We start from the raw sequence: 16390 nt of genomic DNA, 5'->3' as shown, positions 1-16390 counted from the left end.
CATGACTGTTCTCGTAATTGCCGAACACGACAATGCCACGCTGAACGACGCCACCCGCGCCGTCGTCACGGCTGCCAAGGGTCTGGGTGGTGACATCCACGTCCTCGTCGCCGGTTCCAACGCCCAGGCCGTGGCCGATGCGGCTGCCAAGCTCGACGGCGTTGCCAAAGTGCTGCACGCGGAGAGCGATGGCCTCGCCAAGCCGACCGCCGAAGCGATGGACGCCCTCGTCACACCGCTGATGAGCGATTATGACGCCTTGCTCGCCGCTGCGACCACGTCTGGCAAGAATTTCATGCCGCGCGTCGCCGCGAAGCTCGACGTGATGCAGATTTCGGAAATCTCCGCGGTCGAAGCACCGGACACCTTCACCCGCCCGGTCTATGCCGGCAATGCGATGATGACGGTGAAGTCCTCTGACGCCAAGAAGGTCATCACGGTTCGCCCGACGACCTTCGAAAAGGTCGGCGATGGCGGCTCGGCCAGCATCGAGGATCTCGGTGCCGCGTCAGGCCCGTTCAAGTCGGAATTCGTCTCCGAGGAATTGTCCAAGTCGGACCGGCCGGAACTGACCGCGGCCAAGATCGTCATCTCCGGCGGTCGCGGCATGCAGTCCGGTGACAATTTCCACCTGCTCGACTCTATCGCTGACAAGCTCGGCGCCGCTGTCGGTGCCTCGCGCGCCGCGGTCGATGCCGGCTATGTCCCGAACGACTATCAGGTTGGCCAGACCGGCAAGGTCGTCGCCCCCGAGCTCTATATTGCGGTCGGTATTTCCGGTGCCATCCAGCACCTCGCCGGCATGAAGGACTCCAAGGTCATCGTCGCCATCAACAAGGATGAGGAAGCCCCGATCTTCCAGGTCGCCGATTACGGCCTGGTCGCGGATCTCTTCACCGCGCTGCCCGAGCTCGACGAAGCGCTCTAGGCGTCTGCGGTCCCAGACACGGAAGCGCCCGGCCCATCGGCCGGGCGTTTTTGTTTGCGGGCAGGCGCACGCTTGTCGAGACACTCTCCAAGCGCTTTCAGGGCCTCAAGCAATGCGCGCTCATCGCAAATGTCATCGGCATACGCCGCTTCGACATGGGCGACGATAAAGAGCGGCGTATCCGCCAGCGCACAGCCCGTTCGGGCAACGTCATAGTTTCTGCGGAACCGGTGTTCGGCGGCCTCGCGAAGGGCGGCGAGATTTCTCTCCATCTCCCGTTCGATCGCCACCAGGGCCTCCGTCTCGCGCTTGCGATACCTCTGCTCTTTCAAGGCGAGCGGAGCCATAAGTGCGACCATCAAAAAAGCAGAAAAAACTCCACAGCGCCCGCCCCCTGGTTGCGATTTGGCCTCAACACAAGCGTCTAATGGCCACGGCGTCAACATCCTTGCCAGCCCCCCGCGCCCAAGCCGACGGCCACCGCCAGACGTGATATCCCCGGCTACCGAACAGCCAGTCGGTGCTGGCCCAGGCGCCACCAAGTGCGCAGCGAGGACGGATGTCTTGCCGCTTCAGCCAAGGCATCCAGCTGGTCACGATCAAGCCAGCGACCATCCCGCATCACCGCTGCGAGGTCATGGAGACGGGCGAGGTCCTGCGTCGGATCACCGTCCACCAGGATCAGGTCGGCGGCGCAGTCGACCGCCAGGCAGCCGACCTGACCATCCAGACCCAGCACGTCCGCGCCATTCAGCGTGGCGGCCCGGATGGCCTCGAGCGGGGTCAGCCCTGCATCCACCAGGATTTCCATCTCACGAAGTGTGGAGACACCGTGCGGTGAAACCATCACCCCGGAATCCGTCCCAACGGTCAGGGCTACCCCAGCCTGATGAAGCGCCCCGGTGAAGGCGACATAGAAGGCCTGCATCCGGGTCCGGTCATCATGCTGATAGGCGCTCCAGTACTCCCATCCCTCCCGCTCATAACCGGCAATCACCGGATTGTAGCCGGCCATCTCGGGTCGCGTGATATGCGCGCCGGCGGTTTCGACGATCCGCGCCAGATTTTCGTGCACGACAAGCGTGGGATCGACCACTGTCCCGGACGCGGCAATCTGGCGAGCCAGCGCGCGCATGCGATCAGGGTCCATATCATCGTCGAGCCCGTACCAAACGATCGACTCCGCATGCTCAAGTGTTCGCAGGCCGGCCTCCAGCGAAGCCGAGAAGTCGACGGGATCGGCTTCGGTACCTTCGACCGGGTGCCCGCTCATCGTCATCCCCAGCGCAGCGGCCTCCTCGCGGATCGCAGCGAAACTCTCCCGGGACAGGTTCGAATAGAGCTTGAGATGGCGAAACCCCGCCGCATATTGCCGCCGCACACTGGCGCGCGCCTCGTCTGCGCCATCGACCGCTTCGTGCAGGGCATTGCCGTTGCGACCACCGACCTCGTTGAGAATCGGCCCGGTCGTCAAAAGGCGCGGCCCGTAAATCTCACCGCGCTCAATCTGACGGGCGAGCGGCAGATGGAAGGGAAAGCCGCCCATATTGCGAACCGTCGTGACACCGTGCGCCAGCCCGGCCGCCAGGTCGGTCTCGTCGAAGATGTGGACATGCACATCGATCAGGCCCGGCATCAGGACCTGGCCATTGGCATCGATCATCGCGACTCCGTCGGGCCGTGCGGGCAAAGCCCCGGTTCCAACGGCCTCGATCCGCCCGTCGATCACGAGGACATGACCGTCCGGCCGCAGACCCTCGGTCGCCGGGTCGAGCAGGGTGGCATTGGCAATGAGGTAGGATCGGGACGCGTCCTGATCCGGGCGCATCGCCCCGGGCAGATACTGCGCCCGGGCAAGAATGATCACAGAGGCAATGCCGAGAAGAAGTCCGAGGGCCACGAAAAGTCGATGCATGTCTGTCTCCCGATTGATGACGGGATGACAGGATCACGACTGGCCAAACGGTGCGCCCGATATCCGGATTCCGGACGTACGGAATGCGTCAGCTGCCGGCCCGACCGGATTCCGCACTCTCCAGAGGAGCGCCCAGCGTCGCCGCGAAGGCGGATGGGGTCTGCCCGGTCTCGCGCTTGAACACGGCGTTGAAGACGGACTTGGAACTGAAGCCGGCGGTGAATGCGAGGTCAATGACACGACGGCGCGCGGGCGCCGCAGCATCCTCCTTCATCATCGCGCAGACATCCTCGATCCGGAGCGAATTGATGTAGTCGTTGAAGTTCCGCCCTGTGGACGACTTGATGGCCAGTGTCACCGCGCGCTCGGTGAGGCCGGCCGCCACAGCGACCTCCTGCCGCGTCAAACGGGGTTCGGTGTAAAGCGCGTCATCGCGGACCGCGGTCTCGACGCGTCTGAAATCGGCCATCGCGGCCTCGCTGGCCGCGGCGCTATCATCGGCAGATTGAGGCGAGGCCTGCCCCGCGGCCCAGGCCGCCAGGGCCCGGTCATCGAGACCCGAAAACATCCGGGCATGCTGCACGGCCAGGACGACCAGAACGCAGGTGGAGACCAGTGACACAGCGATCTGGAAGACATAGGCCGACTGGGTATCCAGCCAGGGCCAGTACGGGTGCAGCCAGTGCGCGTCCATGCGAAGGATGTCGAATACCCCGTCAACGATATAAAAGACGAGCATCGCGACCATCCAGTTCAGCTGGATGGTCCGCGCGTCGGACCGCATGTCCCGGGTCGCACGGTGAAACCGGCGCACCAGAAAGAGCGCCGCCGCTGAATAGACAAACAGGCTGATACGGGCGGCATGTTCGACCAGCCCGATCTGGGGTGTGAGCGCAAGCGCGGCCAGGAAGGGGACCACATGCGGCCAATCCCTCCAGCGCAGGGCAGGGCCGGCGATGATCACGCCGCGCACGATCAGATAGACCAGCGCCGGAATGGCCAGCCTGAAGGCTGGCGTCACCAGCCAGATATCGCGAAAACCCGAGGTCTCTTCGAGGAAATTGAAGACCATCCAGAGCGCCGACACCGCCAGTAAGGTGGACACCGCCCGGAGGCGTGGCTCGGACACGGTCAATGCGACCCCCAGGCCGGCGACCGCGATCAAGGCAAATTGCAGGAGATTGACGGCAAACAGTGTCATGGCCCGAGACTAGCCATCAGCCTGCCGAAGACAATCGCCGACCATCAGGTTTTCCAGCCCCGGAACTCGCGATACTCGCGTATCGCGGCCAGCGCCCGTTGCCGGGTCTGCTTGTCGGCACCCTCGCGCCTGGTCACAACCAAGCGAAACAAGTGTTCCGGCGCCTCTCGCAGGGCATCCACATCTTCGCTGGAAAGCGCGACATCCACATCATCGCCCCCGGGCGCCGCGACCAACGCGGCCTCGACGCGCGCCAGGCAGACCTTCAGCCCGCCATCGCGGGAGCGATAGCGCAGAGCGAGAAACAGCAGAATGACAATCAGGACAACCGGGACAAGCAAGGCCATCCAGACTGTCTAATCCTCAGCGGCACCGGCCTCAATCGCCGCGATCACCGCCTGCAGATCAACAAATTTGAAATTCTGCCCGCCGGTGTCGTTTTCATCGTCCTGGACCACCAGAACACCGGCCGGGAAGTCAGGGCCGAGACTGGCGGCGGAAATGTCGAGCCCGTCCGTGTGCGTGACCCCATCAATCGCCGCATCGACGATCTGCAGGCGCGTCACGAAGGCATGGCCTTCCAGCTCATAGACGGCATAGGTGTTGTCGCCCTGGCTGGAAACAACAAGCCAACCGCCGGTCTCGCCCCGCGGCAGGAGCGCGGCCCCCTCGGCATCAGCGGTGATCTCGCGGCCATCCGTGGCGGCGATCGGTTGCGGTTCGGCGGGGTCGCCCGGCTCGGCGCCCATCGTCCACACGCCGACATTTTCCTCATTCATGTAGAGCCGACCGGTCCGGTCATCGGCGACACAGCCCTCGGCGATCGTGCCGAGCGTGACACGGCGCACCTCTTCGGTCGTTACCATGGCACCGTCCCAGCCGAGTGCGTACTGGACGAATGTGCCTGGCTCCTTGTCCGACAGGAAAGCATAGAGTGCCTGGTCGACCGGCGAGCGGTAGAGGCAAAACCCGTATGGCTCGGTCACATTTGCGACCGTCACGGCACCGACATAGGAGACGTCGCGGGTCGCCGGATCGATGAGGAAGAAGGCGATGCCGCCATTGGAGCGGTCGGACGCCGCGGCGATATCAACGATCCGGTCACCCAGATCGAAACCATAGCGCACATCGATATTGTTGAGTCGGCCCTCAGGCAGGTAGGCATGCTCCTCGCCCGTCAGGGTGTAGACATAGATGCCGTTATCCTTGTCGGTCCCGAATATCAGGCTGTCAGCCGGATTGTCGGCGACCCAGACTGCCGGATCATCGGCGGCATCACCGGTTCCGGCAACGCTGGCCGTTTCTCGCGCCGCCTCAATCTCGATCGGTGGCAGACCCTGGCTGCACGCGGCCAGGGCGCTCGCGCCGGCTAATAGTCCCAACAGCTGTTTCATGGCATTTCTCCCATTCCTGCCGAGGCGCGATAGCCCGCCGGGAAATGGGCGCCAAGCCCTTATATGGCGACATTTCCGTGACAATAATTACGGCGTTACCCGTTTTCACGAACAGCTCGCAGAACCGACATGAAGGTGAGACCAAACCGTCATCACCGTGTTGCTGATCGCCGCGCATAGAGACCGCGACTTTGCCCGCTCGGGCAAGGCTGTCGTCAGTCCATGTGAGGGGGACTCCCATGAAGACCACCATCGCCATGCTCAGCACGGCTTCCGTGCTTGCACTTGCTGTCGCCGGTGCCGCCCAGGCCGGCACGATCGCCGGTCGCGTCACCGATGCATCCGAGACCGTCGGTCTTGAAGGTGCCACGGTTCGCATCCTTGAAACCGGTCAGACCGCCACAGTCGGCGCCGACGGTACGTTCCGCGTCACCGGCCTCGCCGCCGGCGAATACACGCTGCGTGTCAGCTATGTCGGGGCCGATGCGCGTGAGGTCAGCGTCAATCTGGCAACCGTGACCGACACGGTGTCTCCGACCATCACGCTGGGTGATGATGTCGACTATGTCGACAATATCCTCGTGATGGGCCAGCGCGGCGCGCTGAACTCCGCGCTCTCCCGACAACGCGCCAATGACGGCAATATCGCCGTCCTCTCCTCGGATGCGATCGGCCAATTCCCCGACGAGAATGTCGCTGAAGCCGCCCGTCGTGCGGTCGGCGTGAACGTCCTCAACGACCAGGGCGAGGGTCGCTTTGTCTCGATCCGCGGTCTTGATCCGAACCTGGTCTCGACCTCGATCAATGGTGTGCGCCTGACCTCACCGGAAGCGGAAGACCGGCAGGTCGGCCTCGACGTCATCGACGCCGATGTCCTGTCCTCGGTTGTCATCAACAAGTCGCTCCTGCCGAACATGGACGGCGACAGTGTCGGCGGCAATGTCGAGATCGAGACCACGTCAGGCCTCGATGTCGACCAGCTCTACGTCCGCGCCCGGGTCGCCTCGCTCTATTCCGATCTCGAACAAGAATACGGCTATCGCGGCTCGATCAATTTCGCCAACAACTTCATGGATGGCCGCCTCGGCGTGGCCGGCTCGCTTTCGCACCAGGAACGCGTCTTCGGCTCGGAGAGCTTCGAGGTTGATGGCGGCTGGGACATCGATGAGAGCGTGCCCTTCCCGAACGAAGTCGAGATGCGCAACTACCAGGTCACGCGGGAGCGCACGACTGCGGTCCTGAACCTGGACTATCGCGTCAATAACGACCTCACATTCTATACCCGCACGACCTGGTCAGACTTCTCGGACCAGGAGGTCCGCAACCGGGTCGAGATCAAATACGAGGATGCGGAATATGACGACGCTGCCTCCTCGGGCGATCTGGCGGTCTTCACGGCCAGTGAGATGGAAATCGACCGCGATGTGAAGGACCGGCTGGAAACCCAGATGATCTTCGCGTCGGATTTCGGTGGCGAGTGGATCAATGGCGGGACCACCGTCGACTGGTCGCTCTCTTACGTCTATGCCGAGGAAGCCGAGCCGAACCGGCTCGACGTCGATTTCAGCTATGAGTTCGAGGATGGCGAAACCTTCGGGATTGATGTCTCCGACCCGATGCGCCCGCACCTCACCTTCGCCGGTGGCACGACGACGGACCGCGTGTTCGATAGCTCGCTGTACGAAAATCAGGGCTACGAGCTGACCAATGGCCTGTCGCAGGACCGCGAATATACGGCGACCTTGAATATCCGTCACGATACCGAGCTGGGCGGCCTGCCGAGCTATATCCAGTACGGCGTCCGGGCCCGCACACGCGACAAGAAGTATGCGCTGGACTTCGATGTCTATGATGACACCAGCCTCCTGCTCTCGGACGTCGCCCGCACGGTCGATTACGGCCAGGGCCCGATCGGCCCGGTTCCGAACCCGACCCGCGTTCGCGATTATTTCTTCACCAATCTGGGCAGCCTCGACTATGTGTCGGTCGACAGCGACATCGACAGCTTCGGCGCCTCCTATCGCGTCGAGGAAGATGTTGTGGCCGGCTATCTCATGGGCTCGGTCGAAAACGGCCCGCTGCGCGTTGTCGGCGGTGTCCGCGTCGAACAGACCGACATGGCGGCACGCGGTTATGAAACCTTCCTTGCCGAGGAAGACGCCACCGTCGGCGGGGTCGTGCTGACCGAGGACACGGTTTTCGTGACGCCGACCAGCGCCAGCGATGACTATACCGACGTCCTGCCCTCCATCCTGGCCCGCTATGAACTGACCGAGAATGTCATCGTCCGCGGCGCCTATTTCGCCTCGATCCAGCGACCGAATCCGGGCCAGTTCGCCCCCCGCATCCTGGTTGAGCAGAATGACGATGACGAGGTCGAGGGCGAGTTCGGCAATCCGGACCTCCAGCGTCTGGAAGCCGACAATTTCGACGTCTCCATCGAGTGGTATCCGAACAATGATGCGGTCGTGTATCTCGGCTACTTCTTCAAGGATCTGGAGAATGTCATCGGCGGTGTCGGTTATGAGGACATCACGCTGAACGGCCGCTTCTTCGACGAGGCCTCCTCCTTCATCAACCTGCCCGAGGCCGAAGTGTCCGGCATCGAGTTCAACTACCAGCAGGCGCTCGACTTCCTGCCGGTCGAGGGCTTTATCAGTGGTTTCAACTTCACCGCCTCCGACAGTGAAGCCACGCTGGCTGACGGCCGCATCATCCCGCTGCCGCGCCAGTCCGACACGGTCTGGAATGCCGTCCTGGGCTATGACAATGGCCCCTGGGATTTGCGCGCTGTTGTCTCGACCCGATCCGAGTATCTCGACGAGATCCGCGGCGGGGCGGACGAAGACCGCTGGGTGCTGGAACACTCCCAGCTCGACCTCTCGGCCAAGTATGAGTTCAATGATTTTCTGCAGGTCTTCGGTGATCTGAAGAATGTCACCGACGAGCCCTATCAGGCGGTCACCCGCCCCGACGGGATCGACCGGGTCGAGCAGCTTGAGGAATACGGCTGGTCCGCCGTCTTCGGTGTCCGCTTCACCTACTAGGGCGCTGACGGACACACCACGAAGAACACGCCCCGGACCGCAAGGCCCGGGGCGTTTTGTTTCTGGCTCCGGAGGGATGCCGCCTGCGCGTGACACACAAGCATCGCCGTCCTGTCATCGAAGCGTCGCGCCTGGACAATAGAAGGGCGCCAACCCGCTCCTCCCCGAACGGGATTGCTCCTCGATTATCCCTCCGAGATGCAAACAACTGGGCCGCCCCGAGACATCGGAGCGGCCCGTTTCTTTTCGATGCCGACTGCGCTTACACGTCGCGGCGGATTGCCGCGCGGATCAGGGCATAGGCGTCTTCGCTATTCCATTCCGCCGGCGCCGGTACCCGGCCAATTTCGCGACCCTGGCCATCATAGAGAATGGACATGGGCAGGCCGATGGCCCGAACCTGGCTGGGGCTGGAAAAAGTCCCGTCATGGATGAGCGGCAGATTATCGAGCGCCATCCGGGTCAGGAATTCGCGAGCATCCTCGATCGACCGGTCCAGCGTCACCGTGACGACCTGGAAGTCATCACCGCCCAGCTCGGACTGAAGGTCGGAAAGAGCCGGCATCTCCTCGACACAGGGCCCACACCAGGTCGCCCAGTAATTCACGAGGATCACCTGGCCGCGATAATCCGAGAGCCGCACCTCGGCACCATCGCCATCAATATAGGCGAGATCGGGCTGGGAGGGCGCATCATCAAGGGTGACGAAGGCGCGCATCTCGCCATGGCCATAGCTGTCGAGCGGGCCTGTTTCGCCACGATTTGTGCCGGAAACAAGGGAAACCCAGACAAATCCCACCACCAGTATTGCGGCCATGCCAAAAATGGCTATTCCAAGCGGTGTCTTCATGTTCTCGTCCTCGCAATCAGGTTCACCATGCCAAAAAACCCCAAGCCGCAATCCAGTTCCAGTGCGATGTGGGGCGGCCGTTTCTCGGCCGGACCCTCCGCGGTCATGGAAGCGATCAATGCGTCGGTCGATATCGACCAGCGCATGGCGGATCAGGACATTGACGGTTCCCTGGCCCACAGCCAAATGTTGGCCGCAACGGGGGTGATTTCAAGCGAGGATGCTGCGGCCATCCAGCGCGGGCTGGAGCAGGTGCGCTCGGAAATCCATGCCGGCGACTTTCCGTGGTCGGCCGCATTGGAAGATGTGCACATGAATGTCGAGGCCCGGCTCAAGGCAATCATCGGCGAACCAGCCGGTCGACTGCACACGGCGCGCTCGCGCAATGACCAGGTCGCGACCGACTTCCGCCTCTGGCTGCGCGATGCCTGCGACCGGATCGATGCCATGCTCGCCGCCTATCAGACAGCCCTTGTCAAACAGGCCGAGATACACGCCGACCAGGTCATGCCGGGCTTCACGCATTTGCAGACGGCCCAACCGGTCTCCCTTGGTCACCACCTGCTCAGTTATGTCGAGGTCGCCCAGCGTGATCGGGGCCGCTTCGCCGATGCCCGCAAGCGCCTCAATGAAAGTCCGCTTGGCTGCGCCGCTCTGGCCGGCACCGCCTTCCCCATCGATCGCGAAATGACCGCGAAGGCGCTCGGCTTTGATCGCCCCATGGCCAACTCGCTCGACGGCGTCGCGGCCCGTGACTTTGCGCTGGAAGTACTCTCGGCAGCGTCGATCTGCGCAGTGAACCTGTCGCGCTTTGCCGAGGAGATCGTCCTCTGGTGCACGCGCCGTTTCGGCTTTGCCACCCTGTCCGACGCCTGGTCGACCGGCTCGTCCATCATGCCGCAAAAGCGCAATCCCGACGCTGCCGAGCTGGTGCGCGCCAAGCCGGGCCGCATCATCGGCTCGCTGACCGGCCTGCTGACCGTCGTGAAAGGCCTGCCTCTGGCCTATTCCAAAGACTTGCAGGAGGACAAGGCGCCGGTCTTCCAGGCCATCGATGATCTCGAACTGGCCCTCCTTTCCATGGCGGGCATGGCGAGCGATCTGACCTTCTTCCCCGACGCGCTCGAGGAAGCCGCGGGTGAAGCCTATTCCGACGCCACCGACCTGGCCGATTATGTCGTGCGCGAACTGGGCAAACCCTTCCGCGACGCGCATCACATTTCCGGATCGATCGTCAAACTGGCCGAGGCACGCGGCGTGCCGCTGGCGGACCTTCCGCTGGCCGATATGCAATCGGTCGAGCCGGCTATCGACGACAGCGTGTTTTCCGTGTTGAGTGCTCGGGCTTCGATGTCGAGCCGCACAAGCTTCGGCGGCACCTCGCCGGAGCGGGTGCGCGAACAGGTGGCGGTCTGGAAGGACCGTCTGGGTTGTTGAGGAAATCACGATGAAACGCCTGACCAGTCTTACCCTCATTGTCCTCAGCGCCCTCGCTGTCACAGCCTGCGGCCTGCGTGGCAATCTCGACCGCCCGGACCCACTCTGGGGTGAGCCGCCAGCGGCGGAAGACGACGCCGGCGAATAGGTTGGCAGCACGCTGATCCGGCTCACCAAAGTGTAATGCATCGGGGCCTCGTTATTCCGGTGCAGCGTGATAGCTTTCAGCCCATGCGTCGTACGTCCTTGATCCTCGCCTGGCTCGCGCTCGTTTGGGAGCGCTCGGTTTCGGTTATCTGGCCGGGCCTGGCCTGGGTGTCGGGTTTTCTCATCCTTTCGCTTCTGGGTCTTTGGGACAGTGTCGGCGACCCCTGGCGCGCGACCTATGCGCTGGCCTCGCTGGCGCTTGCGATCTGGCTGACCCGACCTGGACTGCGGCGCTTCGCCTGGCCCAATGACGACGAGACCGCACGCCGCGTCGAGGATGATTCCGGGATCACCGCCCGTCCCCATGAAGCCCTGACCGACCGGCCGAGTGATCGCGATCCGATTGCCCAGCGCGTCTGGGACGAACACCAGAGCCGCATGGCGGCCCGCCTGAAAACTGCCCGCGCCCGCCGACCGCAAGCCGCCTGGGCCCGGCATGACAGCTTTGCCGTGCGCGGCATGCTCGCCCTTGGCATCCTGGTCAGCTGGATGGTGGCTGGCCCGACCGCCCGCGACCGGGTCGGCGAGGCTTTTTCCCTGACCCCGATCATTGCCGGTGGCGACACACTCTCCATTGATGCCTGGATCGACCCGCCGGCCTATACAGGACGCGCGCCGATTTTCCTGGCCGCTGACAGCCGCGAAGCGGTCGTGCCGGAGGGTTCGACCTTTGTCGCCCGCATCGCCGGTTCGCGCCGCCAGCCGCGCCTGACCCTGCGTGATGGCGAAGGGCGCCAGCGTAATGATGGCAGTGAGATTGGCGACAGTGTCTGGGAGATTCGCCAGCCGGTCGATCGCGACGCCACGCTGCGCCTGGCTGCCCCTGGCACACGCGAGACTTGGACCCTCACCGTCACCCCCGACACGCCGCCACGCGTGCGCCTGACTGCGGTTCCCGACTCTACCGCCGCCGGCGAACTGGACCTCGACTTCACCGTCACCGATGACTACGGCGCGGTCGGCTATGCGCTCGAGCTGCGTCCTGAAGACAGCGACGACGCATGGGAAGTCCTGCCGATCGAAACCAGCGCCGTGACGCCGGGCAGTGACGACGATGCCCTGGCCACCCTGCTGGAAACCGCGCGGCATCCGCTGGCCGGAAGCCGGGTCGATATCCGCCTCGTGGCGACCGATGCAGCCGGGAATACCGGTCGTTCTCCGGAATTGGGCATCACCCTGCCGGCCCGCGTCTTCCTCGACTCGCTGGCGCGCGCCGTTGCCGAACAACGCCGCGATGTGATGGCGTCAAACCAGCCCTATGACCCGCTGGAAGAACCGCCGGTCATGTATGCCGAAGATGTTCCCCAGGGCCCGGCCTACTTCACCGAGAACCCGGCCCGTCGCATCGAGCGGGCCCCGGACGGCCTGCAACAGGTTGCCCGCAGTCTCGCCGCCATCTCGGACGCCCCGGAGTATTTCTTCGAGGACCCGATTGTCTATCTCGGCCTGCGCGAAGCCCTGCACCGTTTGCGCCGCCAGCGAGACCAGGTCGCGCTGGGCGATCTGGAAGGCGATCTCTGGCAGATCGCCCTGCGAGCCGAGCTCGGCTCCCTCGCCGATGCCGAGGCGGCCCTGCGCGCTGCCGAGCGGGCGTTGATGGAAGCGATGGCCCGCGGCGCCGACGAAACCGAACTGGCCGCCCTGTTCGAGGCCTATGAAGAGGCCATGCAGAACTTCATGGCGGCGATGGCCCGCGAAGCGGCCGAGGAAGGCAATTTCGCCGAGGGTGGACAAGGCCCGAACCTCAATGGTGAAGGCTTGCAGGAAATGCTCGATGCGCTGCGTGACGCGGCCGAGCTGGGCAATACCGCAGATGCCCGCCAGGCGCTCGCCGCCCTGTCGGAAATGCTCCGCAACATGCAGATGCAACTCGGTCAGGGCGAGGGCGAAGGCCAGCAGGACGATCCCATTTCCGAAGCCATCGCCCGTGCCCTCGAGGAGCTCGGTGAAGTCATCGGTGAGCAGCGCAATCTTCAGGACCAGACGTTCGGACTGTCCGAACAGGAAGGTGGCGGCCAGCCGCAATCCGGCAATTCGTCAGGCCAGCAGCAACAGGGTCAGCAATCCGGTGAAGGTCCGCAAACCCTTGCCGAGAACCAGAGCGGTGGTGGCCAAAGCGCCCAGGCCCTCGCCGATGCCCAGGGACAACTCGCCCAGCGCTTCTCGGAATCCGCTGACGCTCTTCCCGGCCAGGGCGAAGACTCGCTTGGCGGCGCCGGCGAGGCCATGCGCCAGGCTGAGGAAGCCTTGCGCAATGGCGATACCGAAGGCGCCTTGGCGGCCCAGGAGCAAGCGCTGGCCGACTTGCGCTCCGGCGCCGAGGAACTGGCCCGCGAACTGCTCGACCGCATGCAGGAAAATGGCAGCCAGCAAGCAGAAGGCGAAGACAATCGCGATCCGCTCGGCCGTCCCGCGGAAGGCGCCTTTGCCGACGGGGCCGGTGTTGAAGTCCCCGACGAGATGAGCCGCGCCCGGGCCCGGGACATACTGGAGGAATTGCGCCGCCGGGCCGCCGAAGCCGGCCGTCCGCAGGAAGAGCTCGACTATATTCAGCGCCTGCTCGACCGGTTCTAAAGTCAGGGTTGGCCGATATCGCGGCGTGAGAACGAGCTGCCCGTTATTGTGGGCTCCTCGTTTCAATCAGTCTCAAAAAGGGGTCAGTGATGCCCGGCTTCGACCGGGTCAGCGGCCGCATGCTGATCCGGCGACGCGTGATCGGCGACGGCAGCGGCCGGGTCTTCATCGGCAGGACCGGCATCGGCCTCTTGTCCGGCGGGATGATCGCTTTCCGACGCATTGCCATGGGCTGGCGTGTCCATCAGGACCACTTCAACCTCGACCGCTTCCGGCGGCGGATCGGACACGACTGTCCGGAATTCCTGACGATCGCCTGCGCCGAGATTGCCGGCCGGCATTGAAACCGTCCATTCCAGAACGGCCTCGCCGTTCTGGTCACGCAAAATGGCCCGCAAGCCTGGTATGGCGCGGGAACGACGGTCGAAATTGTGGACATCCCCTTCGACGACCAGAAGCGGAACGCCATGGTCGATCTCGCGGGATACATGGAGTTCCCCGACATCATAGCCCCAGGGATTCACCTTGGCGCCGACTGCGGCATAGGCCGAGGAGGCGCGCGGCCACATCGTCACGACATCGACCCGGAATATCCAGACGCACACGAACAGGACGGCACAGGCCGCGACAAGACCTCCCCAGGCACCCCCGGCGGCAGCGGCAGACAGCGTCCGGCGCTTCTTTTCCTGACGCTCGCGGAAGGCCGTGTGAACTTTCTTCTCGCCCTCGGCCTCTTCAACAGGCGCATCCGGCAGGACCGGCGGCGCGGGTTGCAGGCTGGGCAGATCGCTGGGATCCTCGACCTCGGCTGTCCAGACATGGCCGCACGAAGCGCAGCGCACACGACGGCCGTTCGTGCCAATCGCATTGGGATTGGCACGGTAACGCGTGGTACATGACGGACAGCTGAGTACTATGCTCATATGAGTCGTCTACACATCTTCTTCGGCTCACCCGAACCCATGGAGGATTTCCATCAGTCCGCGTTCTTCCCAGTCACCGCATCTGGATCCGGAGCCGGTTATCCGCTTCGACAATGTCGGTATGCGGTATGGCCGGGGACCGGAGATCCTGCGCGATTTGTCTTTTGATTTACCACGCGGTTCTTTCCAATTCCTCACCGGCCCGTCCGGAGCCGGCAAAACTTCGCTATTGCGGCTGATTTATCTCGCCGCCAAACCGTCGCGCGGACTGATCAGCTATTTCGGGCGTGATGCCGCCACGCTGCCGCGCGATGAATTGCCCGATCTGCGGCGCCGGGTCGGGGTGGTTTTCCAGGAGTTTCGCCTGCTCGGCCACATGAATGTGTTTGACAATGTCGCCCTTCCGCTGCGCGTCGCCGGCCGCAAGCGTCAGGACTATGCGGAGGATGTCGCCGAACTGCTCGCCTGGGTCGGACTGGGCGAGAAGATGAATGCACTGCCGGCTACCCTGTCCGGTGGTGAGCAGCAGCGTGTCGCCATCGCCCGGGCCGTGGTCGGCCAGCCGGAAGTCCTGATCGCCGACGAGCCGACCGGCAATGTGGACCCGGAAATGGGCATGCGCCTGCTGCGCCTGTTTGCCGAACTCAACAAGCTCGGGACGACGATCATCATTGCCACCCATGATTTGCAGCTCGTGCGCATGCTCGACGCGCCGGTGATGACGCTCTCGAACGGACATCTGCACATCCGTCCGCCACGCAGTGAACGCCGTCGCATGAAGGAAGCGGCGGAAGCCGCTGAGGCGGAAGCAGAAGCAGAAGCCGAGGCCGAGGCTGAGGCTGAGCGGATCGCCGCAGCGCCAGCCGCTGCGGCACCGCGTCAACCCGATCTGGACGCGCCGCGTGCCGCCGATACGAACCATACGCCGGACCAAGCTGGCAAAGTCGATGACTGACGGCCTTCCCAAACCACCCAGCGGCGGCAATGGCCGCTTATTGCCGCCCGATGCCGGTCGCGATCGCCCCCTCTTCGTGGTCGCCGCCATTCTCGTATTCCTGGCCTGTATCGCCGCCCTTGGCGCCCGGGGGGCCTGGCTTCAGGCCCAGCGCTGGACCACCGATCTGGAGACCTCGCTGACCATCCAGGTCCGCCCGACCGAGGGCCGCGACGCCGAGGTCGACGCCGCCCTCGCTGCCGAAATCACGGCCGGATTTGACGGCATCGAACACGCCACTTCGCGCGGGCGCGATCACGCGCTCGCCTTGCTCACGCCCTGGCTGGGCGAAGGCAATCTACCCGATGACCTGCCGCTGCCACTTCTGGTCGATGTTCGCACCCGCCCCGGCGCGCTGATCGATACCGAGGCGCTTCAGGCCCGGCTGGATGCGGAAGGCATGACGGCGCGGATTGATGATCATGGTAGATGGGCCCAGGCCGTCCGGCGTGCGGCCGGTACCGCACAGGGACTTGGGCTGGGACTGCTGGCCCTGCTCGCCGGCGCGGCTGCGGCGGTGATCGCCTTCGCCGCCCGGGCCAGCCTGGCCGCGCGTCTGGACGTCATTGACGCGCTTCATCTTTGCGGCGCGGAGGACCGTTTTATCGCCGGACTTTTCCAGCGACGTTTTTTCATGCTGGGCCTGAAATCCGGAATTGCCGGAGCCGTTTTTGCCGGTCTGGTCTCCATCCTGGTCAGCCTCGGTGATGCGCCTGCCGACATGGCTTTTTTCCTGCCCCAATGGGCGGCGGATCCCTTCGAGTTTGTCCTGCTGGCAATGGCGCCGATCCTGGCCGGCCTGACCGCTGCGGTTTCAGCCCGGATGGCGGTCGCATCCGATTTGCGGGGGCGCTGGTGAGCGACCATAAATCCGCCTGTTTCACACGCGAGGCTTCATGCCTGTGAGGGACCTGATTCAC

At 64.0% G+C, this 16390-nt stretch carries 13 protein-coding genes and 1 pseudogene; 7 read left to right on the top strand and 7 right to left on the bottom strand.

What is annotated here, in order from left to right; translation table 11 throughout:
* The first annotated feature begins 1 nt into the window (after nt 1).
* Nucleotides 2-928 carry an electron transfer flavoprotein subunit alpha/FixB family protein gene (locus JXQ94_RS01705; RefSeq protein WP_421922096.1) on the top strand — a complete coding sequence of 309 codons (927 nt, stop codon included), beginning with the start codon at nt 2-4 and terminating at the stop codon, nt 926-928.
* Here the strand turns inward: JXQ94_RS01705 and JXQ94_RS01700 are convergent.
* The 5 genes from JXQ94_RS01700 to JXQ94_RS01680 form a co-directional block, all read right to left on the bottom strand.
* The gene (locus JXQ94_RS01700) at nt 925-1287 is read right to left on the bottom strand and encodes a hypothetical protein (protein ID WP_421922095.1); all 363 of its coding nucleotides are present in this window, start codon (nt 1285-1287) and stop codon (nt 925-927) included. The two genes, JXQ94_RS01705 and JXQ94_RS01700, sit on opposite strands and share 4 nt — an antisense overlap.
* A 143-nt stretch (nt 1288-1430) precedes the next feature.
* A complete protein-coding gene (locus JXQ94_RS01695) occupies nt 1431-2843 on the bottom strand; it encodes an amidohydrolase family protein (protein ID WP_421922094.1) in 1413 nt (470 codons plus the stop codon).
* Between the two features lie 88 nt (nt 2844-2931).
* Entirely contained in the window at nt 2932-4044 is a 1113-nt protein-coding gene (locus JXQ94_RS01690; protein ID WP_421922093.1) for a helix-turn-helix domain-containing protein, read from the bottom strand.
* Nucleotides 4045-4088: 44 nt separating this feature from the next.
* Nucleotides 4089-4391 (bottom strand): hypothetical protein, encoded by a 303-nt coding sequence (locus JXQ94_RS01685; protein WP_421922092.1) that lies wholly within the window; start codon nt 4389-4391, stop codon nt 4089-4091.
* 9 nt (nt 4392-4400) lie between these two features.
* Nucleotides 4401-5438 carry a phytase gene (locus JXQ94_RS01680; protein WP_421922091.1) on the bottom strand — a complete coding sequence of 346 codons (1038 nt, stop codon included), beginning with the start codon at nt 5436-5438 and terminating at the stop codon, nt 4401-4403.
* A 239-nt stretch (nt 5439-5677) separates the two neighbouring features.
* Between JXQ94_RS01680 and JXQ94_RS01675 the strand changes: the two genes are divergently transcribed.
* Entirely contained in the window at nt 5678-8485 is a 2808-nt protein-coding gene (locus JXQ94_RS01675; RefSeq protein ID WP_421922090.1) for a TonB-dependent receptor, read from the top strand.
* 262 nt (nt 8486-8747) lie between these two features.
* Here JXQ94_RS01675 and JXQ94_RS01670 read toward each other — a convergent pair whose 3' ends face one another.
* Entirely contained in the window at nt 8748-9335 is a 588-nt protein-coding gene (locus JXQ94_RS01670) for a TlpA family protein disulfide reductase (protein WP_421922089.1), read from the bottom strand.
* A gap of 27 nt (nt 9336-9362) precedes the next feature.
* Between JXQ94_RS01670 and argH the strand changes: the two genes are divergently transcribed.
* The 3 genes from argH to JXQ94_RS01655 all read left to right on the top strand — a co-directional run bounded on the left by argH (nt 9363) and on the right by JXQ94_RS01655 (nt 13553).
* Nucleotides 9363-10772 (top strand): argininosuccinate lyase, encoded by a 1410-nt coding sequence (gene argH, locus JXQ94_RS01665; protein ID WP_421922088.1) that lies wholly within the window; start codon nt 9363-9365, stop codon nt 10770-10772.
* Nucleotides 10773-10782: 10 nt separating this feature from the next.
* Nucleotides 10783-10920 (top strand): LPS translocon maturation chaperone LptM, encoded by a 138-nt coding sequence (gene lptM, locus JXQ94_RS01660; protein WP_421922087.1) that lies wholly within the window; start codon nt 10783-10785, stop codon nt 10918-10920.
* An 83-nt stretch (nt 10921-11003) separates the two neighbouring features.
* The gene (locus JXQ94_RS01655; RefSeq protein ID WP_421922086.1) at nt 11004-13553 is read left to right on the top strand and encodes a DUF4175 domain-containing protein; all 2550 of its coding nucleotides are present in this window, start codon (nt 11004-11006) and stop codon (nt 13551-13553) included.
* Nucleotides 13554-13636: 83 nt separating this feature from the next.
* Here JXQ94_RS01655 and JXQ94_RS01650 read toward each other — a convergent pair whose 3' ends face one another.
* Nucleotides 13637-14476, bottom strand: coding sequence for an MJ0042-type zinc finger domain-containing protein (locus JXQ94_RS01650; RefSeq protein ID WP_421922085.1), 840 nt, complete (start codon nt 14474-14476; stop codon nt 13637-13639).
* Nucleotides 14477-14522: 46 nt separating this feature from the next.
* Between JXQ94_RS01650 and ftsE the strand changes: the two are divergent.
* Nucleotides 14523-15224, top strand: a pseudogene (gene ftsE / locus JXQ94_RS01645) (cell division ATP-binding protein FtsE); the annotation flags it as partial.
* Nucleotides 15225-15423: 199 nt separating this feature from the next.
* Nucleotides 15424-16329, top strand: a complete 906-nt coding sequence (locus tag JXQ94_RS01640) for a cell division protein FtsX (protein ID WP_421922084.1) — start codon at nt 15424-15426, stop codon at nt 16327-16329.
* Nucleotides 16330-16390 lie beyond the last annotated feature (61 nt).

This window comes from Maricaulis maris (assembly GCF_049116555.1).
Lineage (GTDB): Bacteria > Pseudomonadota > Alphaproteobacteria > Caulobacterales > Maricaulaceae > Maricaulis > Maricaulis maris_C.
This window is presented reverse-complemented; position numbering and strand designations above follow the sequence as displayed.

Excerpts from the sequence above, each read along its gene's own strand:
- lptM (WP_421922087.1), top strand. The coding sequence starts at position 10,783 with ATGAAACGCCTGACCAGTCTTACCCTCATTGTCCTCAGCGCCCTCGCT.
- argH (WP_421922088.1), top strand. The coding sequence starts at position 9,363 with ATGCCAAAAAACCCCAAGCCGCAATCCAGTTCCAGTGCGATGTGGGGC.
- JXQ94_RS01680 (WP_421922091.1), bottom strand. The coding sequence starts at position 5,438 with ATGAAACAGCTGTTGGGACTATTAGCCGGCGCGAGCGCCCTGGCCGCG.
- JXQ94_RS01640 (WP_421922084.1), top strand. The coding sequence starts at position 15,424 with ATGACTGACGGCCTTCCCAAACCACCCAGCGGCGGCAATGGCCGCTTA.
- JXQ94_RS01695 (WP_421922094.1), bottom strand. The coding sequence starts at position 2,843 with ATGCATCGACTTTTCGTGGCCCTCGGACTTCTTCTCGGCATTGCCTCT.
- JXQ94_RS01700 (WP_421922095.1), bottom strand. The coding sequence starts at position 1,287 with ATGGTCGCACTTATGGCTCCGCTCGCCTTGAAAGAGCAGAGGTATCGC.
- JXQ94_RS01655 (WP_421922086.1), top strand. The coding sequence starts at position 11,004 with ATGCGTCGTACGTCCTTGATCCTCGCCTGGCTCGCGCTCGTTTGGGAG.
- JXQ94_RS01705 (WP_421922096.1), top strand. The coding sequence starts at position 2 with ATGACTGTTCTCGTAATTGCCGAACACGACAATGCCACGCTGAACGAC.
- JXQ94_RS01670 (WP_421922089.1), bottom strand. The coding sequence starts at position 9,335 with ATGAAGACACCGCTTGGAATAGCCATTTTTGGCATGGCCGCAATACTG.
- JXQ94_RS01675 (WP_421922090.1), top strand. The coding sequence starts at position 5,678 with ATGAAGACCACCATCGCCATGCTCAGCACGGCTTCCGTGCTTGCACTT.
- JXQ94_RS01690 (WP_421922093.1), bottom strand. The coding sequence starts at position 4,044 with ATGACACTGTTTGCCGTCAATCTCCTGCAATTTGCCTTGATCGCGGTC.
- JXQ94_RS01650 (WP_421922085.1), bottom strand. The coding sequence starts at position 14,476 with ATGAGCATAGTACTCAGCTGTCCGTCATGTACCACGCGTTACCGTGCC.
- JXQ94_RS01685 (WP_421922092.1), bottom strand. The coding sequence starts at position 4,391 with ATGGCCTTGCTTGTCCCGGTTGTCCTGATTGTCATTCTGCTGTTTCTC.